The organism is Streptomyces sp. Je 1-4 4N24, assembly GCF_026239515.1.
Lineage (GTDB): Bacteria > Actinomycetota > Actinomycetes > Streptomycetales > Streptomycetaceae > Streptomyces > Streptomyces nigrescens.
Genome location: NZ_CP110836.1, coordinates 6,336,165 through 6,349,320, shown reverse-complemented (window position 1 = coordinate 6,349,320; position 13,156 = coordinate 6,336,165). Strand labels below are relative to the sequence as shown.

At 73.8% G+C, this 13,156-nt stretch carries 9 protein-coding genes and 1 pseudogene; 6 read left to right on the top strand and 4 right to left on the bottom strand.

Annotation, left to right across the window (positions count from 1 at the left end; translation table 11 throughout):
* Positions 1-23 precede the first annotated feature (23 nt).
* The 3 genes from SLV14N_RS27695 to SLV14N_RS27685 all read left to right on the top strand — a co-directional run bounded on the left by SLV14N_RS27695 (position 24) and on the right by SLV14N_RS27685 (position 2,881).
* On the top strand, positions 24-938 hold the full coding sequence (locus tag SLV14N_RS27695; RefSeq protein WP_208684488.1) for an SGNH/GDSL hydrolase family protein: 915 nt from the start codon (positions 24-26) through the stop codon (positions 936-938).
* Positions 939-988: 50 nt separating this feature from the next.
* Positions 989-2,035 (top strand): aldose epimerase family protein, encoded by a 1,047-nt coding sequence (locus SLV14N_RS27690; protein WP_263271535.1) that lies wholly within the window; start codon positions 989-991, stop codon positions 2,033-2,035.
* A 147-nt stretch (positions 2,036-2,182) separates the two neighbouring features.
* The gene (locus SLV14N_RS27685; protein WP_263271534.1) at positions 2,183-2,881 is read left to right on the top strand and encodes a DUF4097 domain-containing protein; all 699 of its coding nucleotides are present in this window, start codon (positions 2,183-2,185) and stop codon (positions 2,879-2,881) included.
* A gap of 59 nt (positions 2,882-2,940) precedes the next feature.
* On the opposite strand, the gene SLV14N_RS27680 is transcribed toward SLV14N_RS27685, so the two are convergent.
* On the bottom strand, positions 2,941-5,463 hold the full coding sequence (locus SLV14N_RS27680; protein WP_263271532.1) for a beta-glucosidase: 2,523 nt from the start codon (positions 5,461-5,463) through the stop codon (positions 2,941-2,943).
* A 140-nt stretch (positions 5,464-5,603) separates the two neighbouring features.
* On the opposite strand from SLV14N_RS27680, the gene SLV14N_RS27675 reads away from it, so the two are divergent.
* Complete coding sequence (locus SLV14N_RS27675) at positions 5,604-6,311, top strand: TetR/AcrR family transcriptional regulator (protein WP_263271529.1); 708 nt, start codon at positions 5,604-5,606, stop codon at positions 6,309-6,311.
* Positions 6,312-6,354: 43 nt separating this feature from the next.
* Here the strand turns inward: SLV14N_RS27675 and SLV14N_RS27670 are convergent, their stop codons facing one another.
* Positions 6,355-7,179: a hypothetical protein gene (locus SLV14N_RS27670; RefSeq protein ID WP_263271527.1), complete on the bottom strand. Its 825-nt coding sequence runs from the start codon at positions 7,177-7,179 to the stop codon at positions 6,355-6,357.
* A 186-nt stretch (positions 7,180-7,365) separates the two neighbouring features.
* Here SLV14N_RS27670 and SLV14N_RS27665 point away from each other — a divergent pair, with 186 nt between their 5' ends.
* Together SLV14N_RS27665 and SLV14N_RS38855 are read left to right on the top strand one after the other, a co-directional pair.
* Positions 7,366-8,655 (top strand): pyroglutamyl peptidase, encoded by a 1,290-nt coding sequence (locus tag SLV14N_RS27665; protein ID WP_263271526.1) that lies wholly within the window; start codon positions 7,366-7,368, stop codon positions 8,653-8,655.
* Between the two features lie 101 nt (positions 8,656-8,756).
* Complete coding sequence (locus SLV14N_RS38855; RefSeq protein WP_263271525.1) at positions 8,757-10,151, top strand: nitrilase-related carbon-nitrogen hydrolase; 1,395 nt, start codon at positions 8,757-8,759, stop codon at positions 10,149-10,151.
* A gap of 85 nt (positions 10,152-10,236) precedes the next feature.
* Here SLV14N_RS38855 and SLV14N_RS27655 read toward each other — a convergent pair whose 3' ends face one another.
* Both SLV14N_RS27655 and SLV14N_RS38995 read right to left on the bottom strand, forming a co-directional pair.
* Positions 10,237-11,160 (bottom strand): ribokinase, encoded by a 924-nt coding sequence (locus SLV14N_RS27655; RefSeq protein ID WP_263271524.1) that lies wholly within the window; start codon positions 11,158-11,160, stop codon positions 10,237-10,239.
* A 68-nt stretch (positions 11,161-11,228) separates the two neighbouring features.
* A pseudogene (locus SLV14N_RS38995) lies at positions 11,229-13,129 on the bottom strand (substrate-binding domain-containing protein).
* Positions 13,130-13,156: the final 27 nt, after the last annotated feature.

The following is a 13,156-nucleotide window of genomic DNA, read 5'->3' as shown; positions in this document are numbered from 1 at the left end:
CGCACGCCGGAGGGGGACAGGGGATGACGCGGATCGATCGGCCCTTTCGTCCCCGGTGCCGCCGCTTCCGCCTCCGTTCCTCACGCACCGTCGCCATCGGTTCCGCACTGGTGATCGCCCTCACCGGCTGTAGCAGTGACGGCTCCGCTCCGGAGTCCGGCGCCGGGGGCAAACGGAAGGCCGCGAAGGCGCCCGTCTGGCGCACCGCCCCCCGCTCGATCGCCGCTCTCGGCGACTCCATCACCGTCGGCTTCGACGCCTGCACGGTGCTCTCCGACTGCCCGCAGGTCTCCTGGGCCACCGGCACCGACCCCAAGGTCGACAGCCTCGCCCGACGGCTGGTCAAACGCCCCGCCACACACAGCTGGAACCTCGCCAGGACCGGTGCGCTGATGCGCGACCTGCCGGACCAGGTCACCGCGGCCGCCGACCGGAGGCCCGAGCTGGTCACGGTCCTGATCGGCGCCAACGACGCCTGTCGGCGGGACGTCCGGACGATGACCCCGACGGACGCCTTCCGCACCGACTTCGCGCGGTCCATGAAGTATCTGCGGCGCGCCCTGCCGCACACCCAGGTGTATGTCGCGGCGGTGCCCGACCTGCTGCGGCTGTGGTCGGAAGGGCGCAAGAACCCGCTCGGCAAACAGGTGTGGAAGCTGGGCATCTGCGGGTCCATGCTGCGCGATCCGGACGATCTGACGCAGGCGGCGCACGACCGGCGGGCGAAGGTCCGGGACCGGGTGATGGCGTACAACACGGCGCTGGCGGAGGTGTGCGGCAAGGACCCGCTGTGCCGGTTCGACAAGGCGGTCTTCGACTACCGCTTCACGGGGCGGCAGTTGAGCACCTGGGACTGGTTCCACCCCGGCACCGGCGGCCAGAAGGAGCTGGCGGAGCTGGCGTTCCGCACGATCACCCGGCCCGGCCGCAGTACCTGAGCGCGCTCCCCGGGCACCGCGCGGGGAGCGGCGGGCATAGGCTCGCAGCCATGAGGACGCAGGTCAGCCGGGAACCCTTCGGCGCGCTGGAGGACGGTACGCGGATCGACCGCTGGACCCTGGAGTCGGGACCGGGCGGGGTGCGGGTCCGGGTGCTGACCTACGGCGGGATCATCCAGACGGTGGAGGCACCGGACCGGGACGGGACGCGGGGGCAACTGGCGCTGGGCTTCGCGGACCTCGGCTCGTATGTCGCGCACGGCGGGTCGCACTTCGGCGCGGTGGTCGGGCGGTATGCGAACCGGATCGCCGGGGCGTCGTTCCGGCTCGACGGCAGGACCTGGGCGCTGACGCCGAACGACGGGCGCAACAGCCTGCACGGCGGGCCGCGGAACTTCTCCCGGGTGGTGTGGGACGCCCGGGAGGTCGACGGCGGTGTGCAGCTGCGCCGGGTCAGCCCGGACGGCGAGGAGGGCTTCCCCGGCGCGCTGGACGTACGCGTGACGTACACCCTCTCCCCCGGCGGCGCGCTGCGCATCGTCTCCTGGGCGCGGACCGACGCACCGACCGTCGTCAATCTCACCAACCACACGTACCTCAACCTGGGCGGTGACGGCAGCGGCAGCGCCGCCGGGCACGAGCTGCGGCTGGCGGCGTCCCGGTACACGCCGTGCGACGACAGCGGCATTCCGGTGCCCGGCGCGCCCGCCGAGGTCACCGGCACCCGCTTCGACTTCCGGACGGCGCGCGCGACAGGCGGTGCCTTCGACCACAACTTCGCGCTGGACGGCGGAGTGAGTCAGGCGCCGCGCACCGTCGCGGAGTTGTACGACCCGCGCTCCGGGCGCGCGCTGGAACTGGCGACCACCGAGCCCGGTCTGCAGCTCTACACCGCCGGTCATCTCGACGGCACCCTGACCGGTACGTCGGGCGTCCCCTACGGTCCGGCGGCCGGACTCGCCCTGGAAACACAGCACTTCCCGGACTCCCCCAACCGCCCGGACTTCCCCAGCACGGTGCTGCGGCCGGGCAGGACCTACCGCTCGGAGACCGTGTACGGCTTCTCGGTGCGGCCGCGGAGTGCGGGAAACCCTTAAGGGCACGGCGGGGCGAAGGTCATCCTGTGCGGCGACGCCACGGGGCGGGGCGGGGCGGAACGATGGCAGTGACCGGTTGTCCGGTCCGCTTCGTTCGCGTTTCCGTTCCCGTTTCCGTTCGTTGTCTGCCCCGGGAGACCTCTCGCCATGGCCCGCCTGCGTACCCCTCATCTCGTGCTGTCCTGTGCGGCGTTGGCCGTCTTCACGACCGGCTGCTCGCTGGTGGGCTCCGGCCCGACGAAGGAGGCGGAGCGTACGTACAGCGTGCAGGGCACGGTCACCGCACTGTCGGCGACCACGCACGGCGGGGACATCGAGGTCGTCCCGGTCGACGGCGGCGGTCCGGTCAAGGTGACGGAGAAGTACGTCTACAACGAGCAGAAGCCGAGCCCCGAGCACGGGGTCAAGGACGGCCGGCTGACGCTGGAGGCCGAGGACTGCGGTATGGGACGCCGGTGCGAGGTGAGCTACCGGGTGCTGCTGCCGCGCAACGCCTCGGTCGATCTGAAGACCAGCGGCGGGGACATCACCGTCCGCGGCGCCACGGGCGGCATCGACGCGGAGACCAGCGGCGGCGACATCACCGTCAAGGACTCCACGGCCCGCACGGCGACGGCGCGGACCAGCGGCGGCAATGTGGATCTCGCGCTGTCCACGGCACCCGACGAGGTGTCGGGCCGCACCAGCGGAGGCGATGTCACCATCCGGCTGCCGAAGGGCTCCTACGACGTCGAAGCCACGACGAGCGGGGGCAACAGAAAGGTCTCCGTCCCGAAGGACGAGAGCTCCGCGCACAAGGTCACGGCACGCACGAGCGGCGGTGATGTGTCGGTGGTGCCCTCATGAGGGGCCGACGGGACCGGCGGGGGCGTCCCTGGGGAGGAGCGCCCCCGCCTCCGGCCCCGTCAGCCGACGGTGACCTCCGCGGTCAGCCTGCGGTCGTCGACGCTGTGCGCCGCCTCGACGAGATAGACGCCCTTGACCCGGTGCCAGCCGCCGTCCTCCGCGTCCCAGACCGCGAACGCGCGGTCCGGCAGCGGGATCTCGGCCTCGGCGCTCTCACCGGGACCGGCCTCGACGACGGCGAAGCCGGCCAGCCAGCGCGCCGGGCGCTCCGGGGCATCGGGGGCGGCGTCCGCGGTGGGTGCCAGATAGATCTGGACGACCTCGCGGCCGGGCCGGTCACCGGCGTTGCGGATCCGCACCCGCACCGAGTCCGGGGTGGTGTCCAGCGACTCGTACTCCCAGTCGGTGTAGCCGAGGCCGTGTCCGAAGGGGTAGGCCGGCGCGGCAGCGGACCGCTGCCAGGCGCGGTAGCCGATGAACACCCCCTCGGCGTAGTCGAGTTGGCCGTCGGACGGGGTGACGGCGGTGACCGGGGCGTCGTCGAGGCGGGCCGGCCAGGTGGTGGGCAGCCGGCCGCCCGGCTCCTCGGCGCCGAGCAGGACGTCCGCCAGCGCCGCCCCCGCCTCCTGGCCGGGGAACCAGCTCAGCAGCACGGCGGGGACCTCCTCGCGCCACGGAAGCTCCACCGGGGAGCCGGAGTTGACGACCACCACGGTGTGCGGGTTGGCGGCGGCGACCCGGCGGACCAGCTCGTCCTGGCGGCCGGGCAGCCGCAGATCACCGCGGTCGAAGCCCTCGGACTCGGTCTCTTCGGTGGTGGCGACGACGACGATCGCCACATCGGCGGCGGCCGCGGCGCGGACCGCCTCGGCGAGCTCCGCATCCGCATCGGCCTGCGGCGCCCGGTGGCCGAGGGCGAACGTCAGCGCGGCCGGCCCCTCACCACGTTCCGTTCCGTCCGGCACGAACCGCAGGGTGACCTCGACGCGCTCGCCCGCCGTCAGCTGCGCCGTCACCCGCCGTTCGGCGGGGTTCAGGAACGCCTCGAAGGGGTCGCCGCCCGCCGACGCGCACCGGCCGTCGAAGAGCGCCGCGCCGGCGACGGTCAGCCGCAGCTCACCGGTGCCGGAGACGGCAAGGGTGTGGTGGCCGGTGTCCCGTGGGGTGAAGCTGCCGGTCAGTTCGACGGCGCCCAGGTTCCGCCGGGTGACGCCCTCGGGGAAGCGGCCCATCGCCTGCACCTTGCCGTCGGATTGCGCGGTCTCGGCGAGCAGCCGGCCGTCCGTGGCCAGGTAGCGGGCGCGCAGGGTGAAGCCCTCACGGGCGTGCGGGACCCGGGAGCACGGATCGGCGCCGGCCGCGAAGGTGACCTCGACGTCTTCGGGGAGTGCGGCGCGCAGCCCCTCCAGCGGGGAGACGACCGCGTCGGGAAAGACGGTCGCGGACCCGCCGCCGAGCACCCGTGCCTCGCGTGCGGCCGTCCCGATGACGGCGACCCTGCGGACCGTGGCGGCATCCAGCGGCAGCGCCCGCCGCGCGCCCACCGGCTCGTTGCGCAACAGGACACAGGCCCGCCGGGCGAGCTCACGGGCCACCGCCCGGCCGTCGGTCCCACGCGGGACCTCGGCCGGGCCGACCGCGGCCGGCACCCCGTCCAGACACCCCGTGCGGGCGGCGAGCAGCAGTACCCGGCGCACCGCGGCGTCGACCTCCGCCTCGGTGACCTCACCTGTACGGACGACCTCGGCGAGCGGCGCGCCGTAGACCGTACGGGGCCCCGGCATCGCCACGTCCAGGCCGCCGCGCAGTGCGCGCACGGTGTTGCGGGCGGCCGTCCAGTCGGAGACGTTGCAGCCGTCGAAGCCCCATTCGCCGCGGAGGACGTCCTGGACGAGAGCGCGGTGTTCGGTCATCGTCAAGCCGTTGACCTGGTTGTAGGCGGTCATCACCGCCCAGGGGCGGGCGTTTTCGACGATGTGCTCGAAGGGCGCGAGATAGAGCTCGCGCAGCGGGCGGGGGGCGATGCGGTTGTCGACGGTGAGCCGGTCGGTCTCGGCGTCATTGCCCACGAAGTGCTTGACGGTCGCCGCCACGCCGCCCTCCTGCACCCCGCGGACATATCCGGCGCCGATCACGCCGGTGAGCAGCGGGTCTTCCGCGTAGCACTCGAAGTGCCGGCCGCCCAGCGGTGAGCGGTGCAGATTGACGGTCGGCGCCAGCAGGACGTGCACGCCCTTGCGGCGGGCCTCCTGGGCGAGGAGGTGACCGGCCCGGCGGGCCAGCTCGGGGTCCCAGGTGGCGGCCAGTGCCGTGGGGCTGGGCAGCGCGACCGAGGGGTCCCCGGCGTTCCATTCCCGGCCCCGCACCCCGACCGGACCGTCCGACATCACCAGTGACCGCAGCCCGATCGCGGGCACGGCCGGCAGGGTCCACATGTCCTGGCCGGACAGCAGCCGGACCTTGGTGTCGAGGTCGAGCGCGGCAAGTGCCCGCTCGACGGCCGCGGTGTGCTCGTGCGCGCGGTCACCGGCATGATGGTGGGCGGCGTCAGCGGCGGGGCCGTGAGGATGGTGGTCGGTCATGCGGCTCTCCGGTGTTCCCTGAATGGACGTGCGGACCCCCTGTCCGGATTCTTACCGTCCCACCTGCCAATCGGTAGGAGTCGTTACTTTTCCGTTACATCAGTCGTACGGGATCTCCACGGGAGGGTTACGCTCGGCCGGTGACTGCACGAGACCAGGACGGACCCCGCGGCGGCGGACCCGGCGCGCGGCGGACCGGCGGCGGGCGTGAGACCCAGCGGGCGGAGCGGCGCGCGGCCATCCTGGAGGCCGCCATGGAGCTGATCGCCGAGCGCGGCTACCGCCGTACCTCGCTCGCCGCCGTCGCCGAACGCGCCGGACTGACGCAGCAGGGGCTGCTGCACCACTTCCCCACCAAGGAGCTGCTGCTGGTGGGAGTGCTGGAGACACGCGACCGCTGGGATCTGGCCTCGGCCGCCGCGGCGGCCGGCGCCCGGCACACCGACACCCTCGCCCAGCTCGTCGACTACAACGCCACCCGCCCCGGCCTCGTCCAGACCTACACGGTGCTGTCCGCCGACAGCGTCACCGAGGACCATCCGGCCCGCGCCTTCTTCGAATCCCGCTTCCGTGCCGTACGCGCCGCGATGGCCGAGGTGCTGCGGGCGGAACGCGGTGACACCCTGCCCTGCGGGCTGACCCCGGAGCAGGCGGCGCCCCTGATGGTCGCCGTGATGGACGGGCTGCAACTGCAGTGGCTGCTGGACCCGGAGGACGTGGAGATGCCGGCGGCCTTCCGGGACTTCCTGACGCTGCTCGGGTGCGGGGAGGGGCGGGCCGACGGGCCCGGAGAAGTACCCGGCGAAGGGCCGGGTGACATATCCGGCGAGGAGCCCGGCAAGGGCTGACCGCCTGTGCCCCGGCCCCCGTGGACCCGGTGGCCCCGTGCCGCTACCGGGCGGGAGCGAGGCAGGAGATCGTCATCCTGTCCGGGCTGTACTCGGTGTCGGCGAGCATCTCACCGCCGACGCACGCGTCCTTTGAGGTGTTGAGCCTGCGGGTCACCTTGTACTCCGCGTCGGCCGCACCGCAGTCCACGATCTCCAGGTCCTGGTCCTGCCAGTCGCCCTCGTTGCGTACGCAGTCCCCGATGGCGAGGGTGGGCGCCTTCCCGACGCCGGCCCCTTCGACGAACGCGCCGAGCACGAACAAGGTGGGAACCGCCAGGACCACCAGCGCCATCGGCACCAGGAACAGCAGCGCCGCCGGCCGGCGCAGCAGTGACCTGCCCGGGTCGAGCGAGGGCCCGAAACCGCCTGCGGGGGCGGCCAGTCTGCGGAAGCGGCCACGGGGGCCGAGGTTCATCAGCAGGGTGATCGGGGTGACGGCCACGGACAGCGGGCTCCACCAGCCCTGCCACAGCGTCTTCGCGGACATCTCCCGGTAGGTGGCCAGTCCGCAGGAACGGCAGAACATTCCGCGGCGGCTGAGGAACCGCATCAGGACGAGGATGCCCTGGTGCCCGCGGACGGTGGCCTGCACGGCGGGCCGGGCACCGCAGAACTGGCAGCCCGGGTCGGCGGCGTACGGCTGCGGGTGCGGGTACGGGTGCGGGTCGTACGGCGGCGGGGCCGGCTGCCCCGGCTGCGGGTCGTACGGGCCGACGGGCGGCTGCGGGGAGGCGCCCGCGGGCCGGTGCGGGGAGGGCCCCGGGGGCTGTTGCCCGTACGGCGGGGCGTACGGGTACGGGCCGTGCGGTGGTGGCGGGTTGGCCACGGAGGTCCCCCTGAGTCTCGTGGAAAGCGCCGGACGCGGCGGCGGACCGGGCCGGATCAGGCACCCTATCCGCGGTGACCCGGCGCCCAACGGACCGGGTCGAGGGCCGGGCCAAGAGGCCTTAACAGGACAGCGGTGAGGCCGGCACCTCTACCGCCCCCACGCACACACCGCTTTACTCGCCCCATGAGACGCATACGTACCAGGACAATCGCGCTCGGTGTCGCGCTGATGGCCGTTGTCCCGCTGTCCCTGACGGCTCCGGCCACCGCGGCCCCCGCGGCGGACACCACGGTGGAGGAGGGGCGGCTGACGCAGACGGCGCCGCGGGAGATTCTGCGGCGCAGTGGATTCGACGAGTGGGAGCGGGAGTTCGCGCGCGGGCTGGCGCGAGTGACGAGCTATCCGCAGGCCCGGCGCTATGTCGCGGACGAGGGGCGGGCGCTGTGGCGGCGGGCCGTGGACCGGGCGCAGGGCCGCGGGCCCGACGGGGGCGGGCTGAGCCGGGACGACGACCGGCCGCTGTACTGGGCGCGGCTCGGGATGACGAAGGAACTGCGGCAGTGGCGGCCGGAGTTCGGGCTGTCCGAGGCCCGGCGCGATGCCCTGCTCGGGTCGCTGGAGCGGGGTTCGCGCGGGCAGGACTCGATCGCGCTGCCCGCCGGGAAGGAGGTCCTGCGGATCGTGGTGACCGGCTTCGACCCGTTCCAGCTGGACGCCGATGCCCGGCGGAGCAACCCTTCGGGCGCGGCGGCGCTCGCGCTGGACGGGACGACGGTGCGTACCGCCTCCGGGAAGCAGGCCCGGATCGAGACCGCGGTCTTCCCCGTACGGTGGGCCGACTTCGCGGCGGGCACGGTGGAGCGCACCCTGCTGCCGCACTTCCGGAGCGGGCCGCGGCAGGCCGATCTGTTCACGACGGTCAGCCAGGGGCGGCCCGGACGGTTCGATGTCGAGCGGACCAACGGGGCCTGGCGGGGCGGTTATCCGGACAATGCGCGGGCCTCGCGGACGGAGCTGGTGCCGATTCCCGCGGGGGTGCCGACCGTGCGGCCGCAGCCGCAGTGGACGACCACCAGCCTGCCGTACGCGCGGATCGTGGCGGCCGGCACCGGGCCGTATCCGGTGGTCGACCACACCGCCGTCACCGAGATTCCGGCGGGCGGCGGCGCACCGGTCGACCGGCCGGACGGCCCGACCCCGGGCTCCACGGCCCGTGCCGGGGGCGGCGGGGACTATCTGTCCAACGAGATCGCCTACCGGGCGACGCTGCTGCGGGACGCGGTGCGGCCGGCGATCCCGGGCGGGCATCTGCACACTCCGGTGCTGGAGTTCGGCCCTGACAACACGGACCCGGCGAACGGGCAGGTCACCGACCCGGTCTTCGTACGGAACCGGATCGCGATCACCGGGCAGGTGCGGGCGGTCGTGACGGTGGCGGCGTCGGAGGCGGCGGCGCGGACGGCGGCCCGGTAGCCAACCGGGGTCAGCCTCCGCGGGCGGATACCGGTGGCGGGAAGGGCCGCCGTCCCGACCGTGCCGCCCGTGCCGCCCGTGCCGCCCGGCATCATGGGCGAATGATCATTGCTGCCGCACAATTCCTCCCGGTACCGGGCGACATCGAGGCCAATGCCGCCCGGATGGCCGGGCTCGTCACCGAGGCCGCCGAGCGCGGCGCGGGGCTGGTGGCCTTCCCCGAACTCGCGCTGACGACTTACGACCTGGACCTGATAGCCGCCGATCCCCTGGGCATGACGGTCACCGAGGACGACGCCCGGCTGGCCCCCGTACGGGAGGCCTGCCGGGCGGCCGGGGCCGCGGCGGTCGTGAACGCGGCGGGCCGCGCCTCCGGTGCCGGTTCCCGCCCGGCCATCTCGTCCTTCGTCATCGGCCCGGACGGCGCCCTGGTCACCCGCTACGACAAGGTCCACCTGTTCGGGGACGAGAAGGCGCTCTTCGCGCCGGGTACCACCGAGGGCCGCTTCACCCTGGGCGGCATCCGGTTCGCGCTCGCCACCTGCTTCGACAACAGCTTCCCCGAGGTGCCGGCGCGGGCCGCGACGGACGGCTGCCGGGTGTATCTCGCCAGCTCCTTCCACGGCACGGCGGAGCGGGTGGCGCGGTATGCGCAGCAGGCGCGGGACCACGGGCTGCATGTGCTGCTCGCCAATGGCCTGGGCACCGGGACCGCCCCTGCCGGGTGCGGCCTCAGCGGCGCCTGGCTGCCGTCCGGCGAGCGGGTGGCGGCGGCCGCCGAGTGGACCAGGACGGGGCCGGGGGACGGTGCGGAGCTGGTGCTCACCGATGTCCGCGACCGGATCACGCTGATGGCGGACCCGGCGGTCGCCGCGATCCCCGTCAAGGAGTGCGGTGAGCCGCTGGTGGACGTACGGACCGCGGCGCCCGCGCTGCTGGTGGCCGAGGACCAGAACGACGCGCTGGGCGCCTTCGCCCTTCTGCGGGAGGGCGTGCTCCGACGGCTGCTGGCGGCGCAGGAGTCACTGCCGGACGGGCTGCGGCTGCAGTTCGTCGAGGGCTACCGGCCGCCGGGGCTGCAGCGCCGCTACTTCGAGGGGTACACGGACGAACTGCGCGCCGCCCACCCCGACTGGGACACCGCACGCCTCCACCAGGCCGCCAGCCGCTATGTGTCGCCGCCCGAGATCGCCCCGCACAGCGCCGGCGGTGCGGTGGACCTCACCCTCGTCACCGCCGAGGGGGACGAGGTCGACATGGGGACACCGATCGATGCCTCCCCCGAGGAGAGCGACGGTGCCTGCTACACGGCTGCCCCGGATCTGACGCCCGCCGCCCGCACCCACCGCCGGGTGCTGAACGCCGCGCTGACCGCTGCCGGTCTGGTCAACTACCCGACGGAGTGGTGGCACTGGTCCTACGGCGACCGCTACTGGGCGCTGGCGACCGGTGCGGAGCACGCGCTGTACGGGCCGAAGGAGCGGGACGGGCAGTGATGCCGGCTGCCCGGCCTGCGCGGCCCGGCCGGACGCGCAGGCCGCGGTGGCGGCGCCGGTCCGGCCGGGCGGCGCCGGTCCGGCCTCAGCCCTCCGGCTGCTCCGGTGCCAGCACCTCCAGCTCCGCCCGGGTCGGGTAGGACGGCTGGGCGCCCGGCTTGGTGACGGCGGCCGCGCCGACCCGTACGGCGAAGCGCGCCGCCTCCGGCAGTGCGTCGCCGCGGGCCAGGCGGGTGGCGAGGGCGCCGGTGAAGGCGTCACCGGCGCCGGTGGTGTCCACGGCCTTGACGCGGACGCCCGGGACGTTCTCGGCTCCGGAGGCGTCCAGGACCAGCGCGCCGTCGCCGCCGAGGGTGACCACGACGGAGCGGGCGCCCCGGTCGCGCAGTGCCTGCGCCCACTCGGCGGGGGTGCCGTCGGCCAGCCCGGAGAGCTGCCGCGCCTCGTGCTCGTTGACCACCAACGGGTCGGCCACCGAGAGGAGTTCGGGGGCCAGATCCGCCGTGGGGGCCGGGGAGGGGTTGAGGACGACGCGGGTACCGGCCTGCTCGGCGGCCGCGGCGGCGGCCCGTACGGACTCCATGGGGATCTCCAGCTGGAGGGAGACCACGGCGGAGGCGGCGATGGTGTCCTTCGCGGCGGCCACGTCCTGCGGGGTGAGCGCGGCGTTGGCGCCGGGCGAGACCACGATGCTGTTGTCACCGTCCGGGTCGACGATGATCATCGCGGTGCCGGTGCGGGCCGTCCCGTCCACGATGACCGGGGTGACATCGGTGCCCGCCGCGCGCTGGGCGCCGAGCAGCAGCTCGCCGTACGCGTCGCCGCCGACCCGCGCCAGCAGCGCGGTGCGCCCGCCGATCCGGGCCGCGGCGGCCGCCTGGTTGGCGCCCTTGCCGCCGGCCGATTCGACCAGGTCCGTGCCGAGCACGGTCTCGCCCGCGCCGGGGCGCCGGTCGACCCGTACCGTCAGATCCGCGTTGGCCGAGCCGACCACCAGGACGTCATACATGCACCGCTCTCCCACTTCTTCTCACCTGTCTTTGCCCGGCGGCCCGCCGGACGTGCCGGGCCGCGCTCTCAGCCATCGAATTTCGCGGCGTTCTCGGCGGTCACCAGCACCACCGGCACCCTGACCGACCGCGGCAGCTTCTCACCGCGGGAGGCCTTCATCGCCCAGTCCACGGCCTGCTTGCCGAGGAGTTCGGGCTGCTGGGCAACCGTGGCGGTCAGGGTGCCGCCGCGGACCGCCTTGACCCCGTCCGGGGTGCCGTCGAACGCCACCACCTTCACGTCCTTGCCGGAGCGGCCGCCCAGCGCCTTCGACGCGCCCAGCGCCATCTCGTCGTTGGCGGCGAACACCCCGCCGATATCGCGGTGCGCCTGCAGCATATTGGTCATCACGTCCATGCCCTTGGCGCGGTCGAAGTCCGCGGGCTGCCGGGCGACGACCTCGATGCCGGGGTACTTCTTGATGCCCTCTTCGAAGCCCTTGCCGCGTTCGCGGGCGGCGGAGGTGCCGGGCTGGCCCTCCAGGAAGGCCACCTTGCCCTTGCCGCCGAGCGATTCGGCCAGGGTCTTCGCGGCGAGCCGGCCACCCGCGGCATTGTCGGAGGCGATGGTCGAGCCGACCGTGCCGCCGTTGACGCCCCGGTCGATGGAGATGACCGGCACTTTCGCCCGGTTGGCGACACCGACGGCCGGGACCGCGGCGTCCGAATCGACCGGGTTGATGATGGCCGCCCTGACGTTCTGGCTGGTGAACGTCTCCATCTGATTGATCTGCTGGGTGGGGTCGTTCTGCGCGTCGGTGATGTTGAGGTGCAGTCCGCGGGCGTCCGCCTCGGCCTGGGCGCCTTCCTTGATGCCGACGAAGAACGGGTTGTTCATCGTGGACAGCGCGAGCCCCAGGTCGGTGTTGCCGCCGCGGTCGCAGCCGGCCAGGCCCAGGGACAGGGTCGCGGCCAGCCCGGCCGCCAGCGACGCCTTGATCCGGGTGTTCCGCCGGGCGCTCATCGCGCGCTCCGGCGGCGCAGCGTGTCCAGGAGCACCGCCAGCGCGATGACCAGTCCGGTGGCGACCTGCTGCCAGAACGCCGAGACGCTCAGCAGGTTGAGGCCGTTGCGCAGGACCGCGAGGATCAGCGCGCCGATGAGGGTGCCGGAGGCCTTGCCGGAGCCGCCGGAGAGGCTGGCCCCGCCGATGACGACGGCGGCGATGGCGTCCAGCTCGTAGCCGGTGGCGGCCTGCGGCTGGGCGGAGGTGAGCCGGGCGGCGAGCACGATGCCGGCGACCGCGGCGAACAGACCGGACAGTGCGTAGATCGCGAGCTTGCGGCGCTTGACGTTGATGCCGGAGAGCCGGGCCGCCTCCTCGTTGCCGCCGATCGCGAACATCGCCCGGCCGGCGTACGTACGGGCCAGCACCAGCGCGGCGATCAGCCCCATCGCGATCATGACGAGGACGGGTACCGGCAGCCAGCCGCCGAGGGTGTCACCGAGCGCGCTGACCGGGCCGGGGAAGGGGATCGGGGCGCCGCCGGAGATCACCAGGGCCAGGCCGCGGCCGACCGAGAGCATCGCCAGCGTGGCGATGAAGGCGGGCAGTTTGCCGTAGGCGACCAGCGCGCCGGAGACCAGACCGGCCCCCGCGCCGACCGCCAGGCCGAGCAGCACCGCCATCCAGACGGGCAGGCCGTCACCGCTGGCCGCCCAGGCCACGACGGTGGCGGAGAGCGCGGCGACCGAGCCGACCGACAGATCGATTCCGGCCGAGACGATCACGAAGGTGACGCCGAAGGCGAGGATCGCGGTGACCGACGCCTGGACGCCGACGTTGAGGAGGTTCTGCCCGTTGAGGAAGTCCCCGGACAGCACCGCCATCACCACGACCAGGGCGATCAGCCCGCCGAGCGGGCCGTTCCTGAGGACCGCCCGGGAGAACCACGGCCCGAAGCCGTCCCGGTCCGGTGCCCGTCCCACCGCCTCGGCGGCGGCTCCTGTCTTCAC